This is a genomic window from Pseudomonas sp. PDM30 (genome assembly GCF_019218985.1).
Classification (GTDB): domain Bacteria; phylum Pseudomonadota; class Gammaproteobacteria; order Pseudomonadales; family Pseudomonadaceae; genus Aquipseudomonas; species Aquipseudomonas jessenii.
Map to the genome: position 1 here is coordinate 128,915 of NZ_JAHUWM010000010.1, position 12,181 is coordinate 141,095.

The 12,181-nt window shown below is 56.1% G+C and carries 11 protein-coding genes; 6 read left to right on the forward strand and 5 right to left on the reverse strand.

Translation table 11 applies throughout. From position 1 onward, the window contains the following. Window positions 1-22 precede the first annotated feature (22 nt). Both KW840_RS22370 and KW840_RS22375 read left to right on the forward strand, forming a co-directional pair. Window positions 23-820 carry an enoyl-CoA hydratase gene (locus tag KW840_RS22370; protein ID WP_218497866.1) on the forward strand — a complete coding sequence of 266 codons (798 nt, stop codon included), beginning with the start codon at window positions 23-25 and terminating at the stop codon, window positions 818-820. Window positions 821-962: 142 nt separating this feature from the next. Beyond that, window positions 963-2,168: a CaiB/BaiF CoA-transferase family protein gene (locus KW840_RS22375; protein WP_218497867.1), complete on the forward strand. Its 1,206-nt coding sequence runs from the start codon at window positions 963-965 to the stop codon at window positions 2,166-2,168. Window positions 2,169-2,711: 543 nt separating this feature from the next. On the opposite strand, the gene KW840_RS22380 is transcribed toward KW840_RS22375, so the two are convergent. After that, a complete protein-coding gene (locus KW840_RS22380; RefSeq protein ID WP_218497868.1) occupies window positions 2,712-3,626 on the reverse strand; it encodes a LysR family transcriptional regulator in 915 nt (304 codons plus the stop codon). Window positions 3,627-3,728: 102 nt separating this feature from the next. On the opposite strand from KW840_RS22380, the gene KW840_RS22385 reads away from it, so the two are divergent. The 3 genes from KW840_RS22385 (at window position 3,729) to KW840_RS22395 (ending at window position 6,685) form a co-directional block, all read left to right on the forward strand. Next, window positions 3,729-4,781: an aromatic ring-hydroxylating dioxygenase subunit alpha gene (locus tag KW840_RS22385; protein WP_218497869.1), complete on the forward strand. Its 1,053-nt coding sequence runs from the start codon at window positions 3,729-3,731 to the stop codon at window positions 4,779-4,781. Window position 4,782: 1 nt separating this feature from the next. Continuing rightward, window positions 4,783-5,739 (forward strand): PDR/VanB family oxidoreductase, encoded by a 957-nt coding sequence (locus tag KW840_RS22390; protein WP_056723315.1) that lies wholly within the window; start codon window positions 4,783-4,785, stop codon window positions 5,737-5,739. Window positions 5,740-5,941: 202 nt separating this feature from the next. Then, the gene (locus tag KW840_RS22395) at window positions 5,942-6,685 is read left to right on the forward strand and encodes an alpha/beta hydrolase (protein WP_218497870.1); all 744 of its coding nucleotides are present in this window, start codon (window positions 5,942-5,944) and stop codon (window positions 6,683-6,685) included. Between the two features lie 124 nt (window positions 6,686-6,809). Here KW840_RS22395 and KW840_RS22400 read toward each other — a convergent pair whose 3' ends face one another. The 4 genes from KW840_RS22400 to KW840_RS22415 all read right to left on the reverse strand — a co-directional run bounded on the left by KW840_RS22400 (window position 6,810) and on the right by KW840_RS22415 (window position 10,843). Further along, complete coding sequence (locus KW840_RS22400) at window positions 6,810-7,832, reverse strand: transketolase family protein (protein WP_056723312.1); 1,023 nt, start codon at window positions 7,830-7,832, stop codon at window positions 6,810-6,812. Beyond that, window positions 7,829-8,677 carry a transketolase gene (locus tag KW840_RS22405; RefSeq protein ID WP_056723310.1) on the reverse strand — a complete coding sequence of 283 codons (849 nt, stop codon included), beginning with the start codon at window positions 8,675-8,677 and terminating at the stop codon, window positions 7,829-7,831. Before KW840_RS22405 ends, KW840_RS22400 begins: the two co-directional genes overlap by 4 nt. Before the next feature lie 17 nt (window positions 8,678-8,694). Next, window positions 8,695-9,993, reverse strand: a complete 1,299-nt coding sequence (locus KW840_RS22410) for an MFS transporter (RefSeq protein ID WP_218497871.1) — start codon at window positions 9,991-9,993, stop codon at window positions 8,695-8,697. A 100-nt stretch (window positions 9,994-10,093) separates the two neighbouring features. After that, complete coding sequence (locus KW840_RS22415) at window positions 10,094-10,843, reverse strand: SDR family NAD(P)-dependent oxidoreductase (RefSeq protein ID WP_218497872.1); 750 nt, start codon at window positions 10,841-10,843, stop codon at window positions 10,094-10,096. 207 nt (window positions 10,844-11,050) lie between these two features. On the opposite strand from KW840_RS22415, the gene KW840_RS22420 reads away from it, so the two are divergent. After that, window positions 11,051-11,965: a LysR substrate-binding domain-containing protein gene (locus KW840_RS22420; protein WP_218497873.1), complete on the forward strand. Its 915-nt coding sequence runs from the start codon at window positions 11,051-11,053 to the stop codon at window positions 11,963-11,965. Window positions 11,966-12,181 lie beyond the last annotated feature (216 nt).

The following is a 12,181-nucleotide window of genomic DNA, read 5'->3' on the forward strand; positions in this document are numbered from 1 at the left end:
AATGGCCAGACAGGATTCAACTATGAAAATCGAAGAGAGCGCCGAAATTTTTCGGTTACGACGAGGGAGTGTTGAATGGGTCATCTTCAATCGACCTCACGCCTTGAACGCGATGTCGCCTGGAATGGAAGAGGCGTTGACCGGGATTTTTCAAGAGCTGACACTCGATGCATCAGTCAAGGCGCTGGTTCTGACCGGCGCAACGGGCGCGCGCCCCTCCTTCATGGCGGGGGCAGATTTCGGCGCTCTGGAGGATGCGAAAACGACAGCTGAGTTTCTTGAACTCGAAGGTCACAGTGAAACGCTCATCCATTCTCTTGAAGCGCTGACATTTCCAACCGTTGCCGCCATCGCGGGTCCGTGTGTGGGTGGGGGGGCACTTATCGCGGCAGCTTGTGACGTGCGCATCATCAGCCGTTCAGCCAGATTTGGATTTCCCATTGCACGAACGGTTGGCAACTGCCTCAGCGCCCTGAACTATCAGCGTCTTGTCGATTTGTTCGGCACAGCAATGACAAAAGAAATGGTGTTCAGCGCACGTCTGCTGGACGCCTCGGCGCTTATGGCAAGCGGGGCGTTCAGGGAGTTGGTGGACGAAGACGCGTTGGAAGCTGCGGCCGAGCGCGTATCGGAGCATTTGGTGCAGCTTGCGCCACTGACGCTATGGGCCACCAAAACTACGTTGCGGCGACTTCGAGACGCGCAAGTAGCAAGTGTCGAGGATGAGGATGTGTTGTTGCGTTGCTATCACTCTGCTGATTTTCGTGAAGGCGTTGCAGCGTTTCAGCAAAAACGTCCACCAGCGTGGAAAGGGCTTTAGAACAACTTTGCGGTGTAATGAAACACTGATGTTGTCGCGTTTCCGAGAATAGAAAGCTCTGACGCTTGGATGAACAGACGCTTTCTCGAATTTAAATATTATTTGTTCGCTGGCAACCTCAGTTGCCGGGCAGGGTGAAGTCATGTCGATTAAATCTGAAATACCCAACAAAGGGCCTCTAAGCGGTATACGTGTAATTGATGCGACTCATATGTTGGCAGGGCCTTATTCAACTTGGCTGCTCGCGATGCTCGGGGCTGATGTCATCAAGATTGAGCGGCCGCAAGGCGGGGACTACACCCGCAGCGTTGCGCCGTTCAAAGACGAGGAAAGTATCTACTTCAATAGCGTCAACCGGAACAAACGCAGCGTCGCGCTGAACTTGAAAGAGGAGGAGGGCAAAGCTGTTCTTCGCCAGTTACTGACGACGGCTGACGTGTTCATTGAAAACAACCGGGCGGGGGCGATGGAACGATTGGGGTTCGGTTATGAAGCCGTGAGTGAGTTGAACCCGCAATTGGTTTACGCCGCAATTTCAGGTTTTGGGCAGGATGGCCCTTATAAACATTTGCCATCTTTTGACGTGGTCGCACAGGCGATGTCCGGCATGATGAGCATTACCGGTGAAGAGTTCGGACCACCTGCACGCGTGGGCATTTCGCTAGGCGATATCGGGTCTGGCTTATTCACCACCGTCGGTGTGCTGGCAGCGCTGGTGGGCAGGGGGCAGGAGGGCGGAAAGGGGGCGTTTATCGATATTTCGATGCTCGATTGCCAGCTGGCAATGATGGAAAACGCTGTTGCACGCTTCCTGCAGGTGGGTGATCTTCCGCGCCGTCTGGGCAGTCGCCACGCGCTGATCGCGCCGTTCCAGGCTTTCGCTACCGCCGACGAACCGATTGCCATCTGTGTTGATACCGAAGAGCAGTGGCAACGGATGTGCATCGCGATGCAGCGACCTGAGTGGATAGATGATCAGCTGCTGCGTGACGGTCCGCTGCGCGCGCAGAATCACGCTCATCTGGAGTCCTTGATGACTTCGAGATTACAAGAGCGCGGCCGTGAGTACTGGATGAAGTCGCTTCAGGAGGCCGACGTACCCTGCAGCCCGATCAACACGGTCGCCGAGGCAATCGCCGATCCGCAGGTGCAACATCGCGGCATGATTGTCGAGGTGCCGGCCCAATCGGGAAACTGCTACGTCAAGCATCCGGTGCATATGCCCTACACCGAAATGGTCGAAGAAAAACCCTCGCCGGGTTTGGGGGAGCACAGTGTCAGTGTTTTGCAGGAACTGGGCTATTCAGATGGACAGATCTCGGCATTCAAAGCTAGAGGAGTGATCTGATCTTTAAGGGGAGCCGCACAACTCTGACGTCCGAGATGCTGTGGAATTGCACGAGTTGGTTGATCCCATGAAGGTGGCGACGTCGCTGTCGCCACGTACGCTGGAAAAGACAGAATCAAGTCTCGTTAGGTCTATGCTAAGGGCGATCGCGTGCGACCGATCAATCCGCTGAACTTGTACATGCTTCGGTAACGCCTCGGCATAATATATCCAGATATTCTTCGGAAATTTTTTCGGGGGGCAAGCGATTTTTCATCGCGCGTTCCCACGCAACGGCCGGCGGCATATTTAATGTCTTATGCTTCCTCTGCACGCCGAATCCTAAAGAAAGCACACACCACCAAAAAGCTGAGTGGACGCTCTGTTTCTAGCTAAGGGGAAGCGTTTACGATCGCTATTCACATATTTGGATAGCGATAAATTCTAATATCATAGCGGTGAAATTTCATCATTTCCCTTATTCAATAAGCGTAGGTTTATCCTCGTAAATTGCCGCAATCATTGAAGTGAGGGAATGATTAGGTTGCGCCAATATCACGCCCATCAACTCATATACTTGTCGAAAAGAAGCTTGACCAACTGGCGAAGCCATATATTTCCGGGGTCATGATGATGGCGCGGGTGCCAATACTGTCGCAGGTGCAAGCTGGGGGACTTGATCGGGGTTTTAATTACCTTGACCGCATTGTAGCGTCGGAATGTTTGCCCCAGGTCACCGGGCACGGTTGCGATTAGATTCGGGTTTTTCTCCAGTATCATCGGGACCGTTATAAAGTGTGGGGTTGTAAGGTAAATTTCTCGTTGATGCCCCAATTCGTCGATAAACTGGTCGTAGCGTGTACTACTGTCTGACAGAACGACGGAAACATGTTTCATGCTCAGGAATTGTTCAAGGTCTACTTCGTTACCAGGGTACATGGTACTGACGATAGAGCAAAAAGAGTGTTTAAACAGTTCTTGTTGAAAAAGGTTAGGGTCCTGGATGTAGTGTGACCCTATAGCCAGGTCTGTATCACCTCTCTCCAGTGAGTTAGCTATATGCTCGGTGGGTAGTTGCGATGTTCGTATTCGGCAATGAGGGGCCACCTTCTGAAGTTCTGAAATCAGCCGGGGCAAAAATACCAACTCGCCCATATCCGTCATACAAAGGCTGAAGACCCTGGTGGAAGACATAGGGCTGAAACTGGCCTGCGCCAACAGCCTGTGCTGTACGGCGGATACGATCTCCAGAACTGAATCCCCCATCTCCTCTGCGAAAGGCGTCGGCTTCATCGCATCGCCAATACGGACGAAGAGGGGGTCTTCATAAAACTCCCGGAGACGTCGTAGTGCATGGCTCATGGCGCTCTGCGTCAAACCAAGATGCTCTCCTGCTCGAGATACATTGCGCTCTTTCAGAAGCGCATCGAACGCTAGCAAGAGATTCAAATCGAATTTTTTACCATGAGTACTGCGCATATTCTGTATTAGCTCCATGATCTATGCGCATAGATGATCCACCGCTAGCATGGCGTCAGCAAGATAATTTCAACACCAAAAACAAGAAATGAGGTCGACGTCATGCTCCTTCGTAACGCTTGGTATGTAGCTGCTTGGTCGAGTGAGATCCCGGTCGATAAACTTCTCGCAAGAACGATTCTCAACGTGCCAGTGGTGCTATGGCGTGATACCAACGGAAAAGTGGTGGCTTTCGAAGACCGTTGCTGTCACCGAGGCGCTCCACTGTCGAAAGGGCGCCTAGAAGGCGATCAGCTTCGGTGCATGTACCATGGTCTCCTATTTGATACGGTGGGGCGCTGCGTCGAAATACCCGGACAAGAGCGCATTCCTCCGCAGGCTAAGGTGCGCACATTCCCAATTGTAGAGAAGCACAAGTGGATCTGGATCTGGGTGGGTGATGCCAGCCTGGCGGATCCGTCCCTGATCCCTGATACACATTGGCTGGATGACCCCGAGTGGCGAAGCCTGGAGGGTTACACCTATTACACCACCAACTACCTGCTGATCGCTGACAACCTGCTTGACCTCGCACATTTGCCCTACGTTCATCCGAACACGCTGGGCGGTGACGAGGCGTATGCGGCCTGCATACCTACGGTCGAAAAGCTGGAAAACGGCGTGCGAGTAACGCGTTGGGGTGAAGGAATCAAGCCCGCACCTTTTGTGCAGAAAGTCAAAAATTATCCGGGGTCTGTCGATCGTTGGAATATCTATGACTTCCTGCTGCCGAGCATCTTCCTGATGGATTCGGGAATGCAGCCCAGTGGGCAAAATGCCAAGGCGGGAAATCGCGTCAATGCGGCAGAGTTCCGTAGCACTCAGGCACTGACTCCGGAAACGGACGAATCCACGCACTACTTCTTTTCGCAGCCTCATAATTTCGCCATTGATGACCCCGAGGTGACGCTGGCAATCCACAACCAGGTCGTCACAGCGTTCCAGGAGGACAGCGATATGATTCATGCGCAAGATCGCATGTTGAAGTTGACTTCCGATTTCAAAATGATTCCGATCGGAGCTGATGCTGCTCTTTCGTATTTCAGGTGGCTGGTGGCGAATGCTTATAAGGCTGAGCAGGCGATAAGCAATCCCGTCAAGATCCAGGAGGTCTGAGATGAGCGACTGGAACCGCGTTCGAGTGATGGCGATCGTGAAAGCTGCTGACGCCATTATGGATATCCGCTTGCTGGCCTTGGACTGTCAACCTCTTCCTGTGGCCGACGCGGGCTCGCACATTGATGTTCGCCTGCCAAATGGTCTGATCAGGCAGTACTCCGTTCACCGGTACGATCCTTCGGACGGAAGCTACTCAATTGGGGTCGGATTGTCTGAGCCGTCACGGGGTGGCTCAGCGTTCATTCATGCACATCTGCGAGTTGGCGACCTGCTCGAAATTAGCGCGGTTCGCAATAACTTTCCGCTGGCACACGACGCAAGCACCTATTTATTTATCGCCGGCGGTATCGGCATTACGCCGATTCTTAGCATGATTCGTTGGTGCGATGCGAATGACAAACCATGGCAACTTCTCTATTGCGTCCGATCCCGGTCCCGGGCTGCTTACATCGAGCATCTTCCTCGTGGCGGAAAATTAGTATTTCACTCGGATGACGAAATGGCCGGTCGTCCCGATCTGCAGGCGTTTACTCGACAAGCAAAGGCAACGGACCACCTCTATTGCTGTGGGCCGTCACCGCTCATGAATGCGGTACGGGATGCCGCACAGGCTTACCTGCCTTCCGGCCAGGTGCATTTCGAGTTGTTTAGTGCACCTGAGTCGAATGCACCTGAAAAGGAACAGAACAAAAGCTTCGTAGTGGAACTTGCTCGCAGTGGCATGGAGTTAACCGTGCCAGCTGATACCAGCCTTCTAGATGCACTCGAAGAGGTGGGGATAATGGTGCCTTATTCCTGCCGGGAGGGCCTTTGCCGTACCTGTGAGTGCCGGGTGCTAGCGGGTGAAGTTGATCATAGGGACTATGTCCTCAGCGATGAGGAGCGTGCTTCCAATGCGGTCATTCTGCAGTGTGTTTCACGTGCCAAGTCATCAAGGCTGGTGCTTGATATCTGACTGACACTCCACGTCACTCTTTGATTGGTAGGCAAGAATGAGTAGTTGTGAACTGAATGCTATTCGTAATGAACTGCTCTCTCGAAGAGAAAATCCTCCTGGGTCGCTGCAGCAGGCTCGTATAGGTTTTGACCACTTGTGCAAGCGTTTTTCGCCTCCGCCTGATTGCAGCTCCACGGCGTCGACACTCGGTGGAGTTCCTGTGCGGAAGTTAACCTGTGTGGATTCCCAGCGCTCTTTGCTCTATGTCCACGGTGGTGGTTTCATGGTGGGCAGCGCTGAAGGTTTTGAGGGAATCGCCGGCACGCTTGCTGCCGGTACATCTTCCACGGCTTACGTGGTTGATTATCGACTGACACCTGAACATGCATACCCTGCTGCACAGCAAGATGTTCTGACTGCGTATGCGGCGTTACTCGCTAATTGCGAAGGAGCAAACGATATTGCATTGGTGGGGGATTCGGCGGGAGGCCATTTGATCATGGCCGCCCTGATTCACGCCAGGACCATGGGAATGGAAATGCCAGGTTGCGTGGTGCTGTTTTCTCCTTGGCTGGATCTGGCTCTTACCGGAGAAAGCATCCATACCAAGATTGCAGTGGACTGCTTTCTTACACCTCAGAAGTTGCAAGCCAGTGCTGACGCCTACCTGGGAGATCAGGTCGAGACTGCTATCTTGGAGGCTGACCTGCAGGGGGTGCCGCCAATGATGATTCAAGTGGGGGAGTGTGAAATCCTTCTTGATGATGCAGTACGTCTGGCGAGAAACGCTGGATCAGCGGGCGTGGACACCAGGCTGGAGGTATGGCCCGGTATGTTTCATGTCTGGCAGGCATATGCGCCGGTGCTCTCCGAGGGGCGTGAGGCGCTCGCCGCTGCCGTCAATTTCATAAACGGGGTGCTGGTACGGCAAGGGGCGTTGGCGGTTGACTCTCGTTGCAGGTGATTGCTTTGAGCTACCGAATCAGGAAGCCCGTCTGGTTTCATAGTCATGACGTTAGAGGCTGAGGAAGTTTACTAACTTGCATCGAGTTGAACGGCACCTGGGGGCAGGTGCCTTTGGAGTGCGGTTACAGCCAACCTTTAATCTGTGCGCAAACGGCTTGAGTTGAGATTCCGTAACGATCATGCAACGTCGGCAGGGCACCTGCGTCAAGGAACGCGTCGGGCAAAGCAATCTGCCTGAAAGTTGGCGTCACTCCGTTACGCAGCAGCACCCCTGCAACGGCCTCGCCAAGACCGCCAATGATCGAACTGTTTTCTGCTGTGACCACCAGCCGACCTGGCTTCCTTGCCTCGGCAAGAATGGTTTGCACATCCAGGGGTTTGATCGTCGGTACGTGCAGCACGGCGACATCGACGCCGTCGGTTTGCAGTGCCTTGGCGGCTTCCAGTGCGCGCATGGTCATCAGGCCGGTGGAGATGATCAGAACGTCGTTACCGGTGCGCAGGGTCTTGGCTTTGCCGATCTCGAACTTGTAGCCGTACTCGTCCAGCACCAGCGGCACATTGCCGCGCAGCAAACGCATGTACACCGGCCCCTGATGCGCGGCGATGGCGGGCACGGCCTGTTCGATTTCGAGTGCATCGCACGGATCGACGATCATCAAGTTAGGCATGGCGCGGAAGATCGCCAGGTCGTCCGTAGCCTGGTGGCTTGGGCCGTAACCGGTGGTTAGGCCGGGCAGGCCGCAGACGATCTTGACGTTGAGGTTTTCCTCGGCGATGGCCATGCAGATGAAGTCATAGGCACGGCGCGAAGCGAACACCGCGTAGGTGGTGGCAAACGGCACGAAGCCTTCTCGGGCCATGCCGGCGGCCGCGCTCATCAGCAATTGCTCGGCCATGCCCATTTGATAGAAACGGTCGGGATGGGCCTTGGCGAAGATGTGCAGGTCGGTGTACTTGGACAGATCGGCGGACAGCCCGACGATGTCCTGACGCTGATCGGCAAGCGCGGCTAATGCATGTCCGAAAGGCGCCGACTTGGTGGCTTGGCCTTCCGAAGCAATGGAGGCGATCATCGCCGAGGTAGTCAGACGCTTCTTGATCGGCTCGGCAGTCGAAGTCGGAGTGTTTGCGGCATTGCTCATTGGTTTTTTCCTTCTTCAAGATTGTTCAGTGCCAGATCCCATTCGTGCTCTTCCACGCGAATGAAGTGCGTCTTCTCGCGGGTTTCCAGGAAGGGCACGCCCTTGCCCATTTTGGTGTCGCAGATGATCACTCGTGGCTGGGCGCCGGGATGATGGCGAGCGGCATCGAATGCCGCGACCAGTGCATCGATGTCGTTGCCATCGACGCGCTGGGTGAACCAGCCGAACGCTTGCCAGCGATCGACAATGGGTTCGAACGACAGGATTTCGCTCGAATAGCCATCGGCTTGCTGATTGTTGACGTCGACGATGGCGATCAGGTTGTCGAGCTTCCAGTGCGCCGCCGACATCACGGCTTCCCAGGTCGAGCCTTCATTCAGCTCGCCGTCCGACAGCAGGTTGTAGACGAAGGAGGCCGAGCCTTTGCGCTTGAGACCCAGGCAGGCACCGACAGCGATGCCCAGGCCCTGACCCAGCGAGCCCCCGGTGATTTCCATGCCCGGGGTGTAGGCGGCCATGCCCGACATCGGCAGGCGGCTGTCGTCCGAACCGTAGGTTTCCAGTTCATCGAGCGGGATGATTTTGGCTTCGATCAGGGCGGCATACAGCGCAATGGCGTAGTGACCGATGGAGAGGTAGAAGCGATCACGTTCCTCCCATTCCGGGTCCTCAGGCTTAAGATTCAACGCATGGAAGTAGGACACGGCCAGCAGGTCGGCCGCCCCGAGGGCCTGGCCGACATAACCCTGGCCCTGGACTTGCCCCATGCGCAGCGAGTGACGACGAATATTGTGGGCGCGCTGCGCCAGACTCTTGCTTGAAGCGTGTGAAGACTGGGTTGTCATGATGAAACTCCGTTAACTCAACGATTGACCAGGGCGGCGGGAATGCGCAGGACCAGCAGGGCGCCGCTCACCAGCACACCGGTGATCAGGTACATGCCGATGGCGCTGGAGCCGGTCTGTGTGGTGATCCAGCCGATCAGGTAAGGCGAGCAGAACCCGGCGAGGTTGGCGAAGCTGTTGATTGCCGCAATGCCCGCGGCGGCGGAAACGCCCCCGAGCAATGTGGTGGGCAGCATCCAGAACAGCGACGTCGCCGACAGAATGCCGGACGCCGCCAGGCACAGGCTCAGGATGGACAGGACGATATTGCCGCCCAGCAATGCGGCGAGGGTCAGGCCGAGTGCGCCGGCAATCATCGGGGCGATCAGGTGCCAGCGTCGCTCGCGGTGTTTGTCGCCACTGCGACCGACCAGCAGCATTGCCACGATGGCGCAGAGGTAGGGCAGGCTGGTCAGAAAGCCGATGTGCAGCGGATCGGAAACCCCGGCGTTGCGTACCAGTGTCGGTAGCCAGAAGGTGATCGCGTACTGGCCCATTACAACGCAGAAGTAGATGCCTGCGAGCAACCACAGACGACGGTCGCGAATAAACTCGCCCACCGACGCATGGGTGATTTTCTGCTGGTCATCCTCGGCCAGCTCGCGGCGGATCAGTGCTTTTTCGTCGTCATCCAGCCAATTGGCCTGGTGTACGCCATCCTTGAGATAGCTCAGTACCAGCAAGCCGATAAGAACGGTGGGCACAGCTTCGAGCACGAACATCCACTGCCAGCCGGCCCAGCCATGCATGCCGGCGAAGTGATTCATGATCCAGCCGGAGATCGGGCCACCGACCATGCCCGACAGCGGAATGGCGATAAACCACAACACGGTCATGCGCGCACGCCGATAGGACGGAAACCAGTAGGTCAGGTACAGCAGCAGACCCGGCGCAAGACCCGCTTCGGCAATGCCAAGCAAAAAGCGCAAGGCATAGAATTGCCAGGCAGTTTCGACGAAGGCGAACAGGGCCGAGACGATGCCCCAGGTGATCATGATGCGGGCGATCCAGACCCGAGCGCCGACCTTGTGCAGGATGATGTTGCTCGGCACCTCGCAGAGGAAGTAACCGATGAAGAACATGCCCGCGCCCAGTCCATAGACTGTTTCGCTGAGGGCCAGGTCGTTCATCATTTGCAGCTTGGCGAAGCCGACGTTGACCCGGTCCAGATACGCGCACAGATAGCACAGCATCAGGAACGGCATCAGGCGCCAGGCCGTTTTACGGTAGGCGGAGGAGCGCACGGTCGAAACCGCTTCGAGCGACAGGGTTGTCATGATGGTTCGATCTCTTGTTTTTATTGACCGCCAGGGCCCGAGGCCCGGCTGCATCGTCGATCCAGAACCGCACGGGCCGGGCAGGCCCGCCCAGGTGTATTCAGTGAATCAGCATGCCGCCGTTCACATCCAGGGTGATGCCGGTCAGGTAGGAGGATAGGTCGCTGGCCAGAAATAGCGCCGCATTGGCCACATCCTGCGCCTCGCCCAGGCGTCCCAACGGGATGCCGTCGATGATCGCGTGACGGCGTTCGTCCTGCATCAGGCCACCGGTGATGTCGGTGTGGATCAAACCGGGGGCGATGGAGTTGACGCGAACCTTGTCCGGCCCCAGTTCCCGCGCCATGGCCTTGGCCAGGCCCAGCACGCCGGCCTTGGCGGCGCTGTAATGCGGGCCACCGAAAATGCCGCCGCCGCGTTGAGCGGAGACCGACGACATGCAGACGATGCTGCCGCCGGACTGCTGGCGCATCAGCGGAATCACTGCCTGGGACATGAGCAGGGTGCCGCGCAGGCTTACGTCCAGCACCTTGTCGTAGTCCGAAGGGCGAATATCCAGGGTTTTGAGAGGCTGGGTGATGCCAGCATTGTTGACCAGAATGTCGATGCGACCGAAATGCTCGATGATTTTCGCGACGGCCTGCTGAACCTGTGATTCATCAGCGACGTTGGCGGCCAGACCCAGATGGCCTTCGCCCAGGGAGGCGGCGGCATCGCGGGCGGTGGATTCATCCAAGTCGAGGATCACAACCTGTGCGCCCTGTTGCGCGAAGGTGGTCGCTGTCGCGCGGCCAATGCCACGTGCGGAGGCTGCACCGGTGATGATCGCGACTTTGCCTTGGAGAAGCATGGGAGTACCTCATTGTTCTTATTGGAGAGTGCTATTGGGTCGATCCGTAGCGAATCGATGACTCAGCTTGTGCTCCACCCCGTTCCTGAGCAATAACGCGAACTTCACTGGGTACTGAAAAAAATTCAGCACTCGTCATTTTTGCAGTTGGATGGTTGAATGGCTCGATGCCCGGCTCAGGCTGTTTACAGCGGAAAAACCATCACCATGCGTTCAACCGGCGAAGTACCCCCGACACTGCCACCCCTGAAAGCCATTCAGGCCTTTGAGCAGACAGCGCGCTTTGGCAATGTCGCCCGCGCTGCCGAATTGCTGGACTTAACGCCTTCGGCGGTCAGCCACCAATTGGCCAAGCTTGAGGCGATGATCGGGCGACAGCTGTTTTTCCGAACCACCAGAGGCGTGACCCTGACGCCGGTGGGCGAGCAGTACCTGACCGAGGTGTCCGGCATCCTGCACAGCCTTGCCGTGGCGACCGAGCGCGCGACCAGTGACTTCAGCCTCGATTGCCTGCGCTTGCACTCATCGCCCAGTTTCGGACTGCTGTGGCTGATGCCGCGTCTGGAGCAATTCCGCCAGAGTCATCCTGACATCCAGCTCAACCTTTCGTGTTCCTATGAGTCACTGCACTTCAGCCGGGACAAGATCGACGTGGACATCCGCCACGGAATGCCCAACTGGCCCAGTTTCGAAGTGCGCACGGTGCGCAATGAAAAAATCGCGGTCATGGCTTCTCCCAAACTCCTGGAAAAACGACCCATTCATGCCATTGCGGATTTGCTGGACTGCAACCTGATTCTGTCGGAGGCGACGCTGATCAAGTGGCCACAGTTGTTTGCACAACATGGTTTATCGCGCCCTGAAAAGCCTTACACACTGAGTTTTGACCGTTCCTACATGACGCTGGAGGCAGCCAGCCACGGGCTTGGATTTGCCCTGGAAAGCACACTGCTTGCGCAGGATTATCTAGCGCGTGGAACGTTGGTCGAGGTAGTGCCGCAGTTGAGTGCGGCAATCACTGCACACCACCTGGTTTTCCCGAAAGCGCATTCCAACTTCCCAAGGGTCAGAAGATTTCTGGAGTGGATGCAGGCGGAGTTGGGGCATGACTTCAATTATTGAACTGGATGTCATTACACGCCGCATCTCATCAGATTGCCTAGTGAGTGTCTGCTTTTGGCCGTGGTATCAGATGCGTAACTTGTGTCGATCTCGTAGAGCGAGACGAGGGTTTGGAGCCCCACTGATACGTCTTATCAGTGAGGCCATTGAGCAAAATTTACAGCGCCGTGATGAATGCGTGTAGGTGAGGGCGCATGTTTTATAGACATACACCAC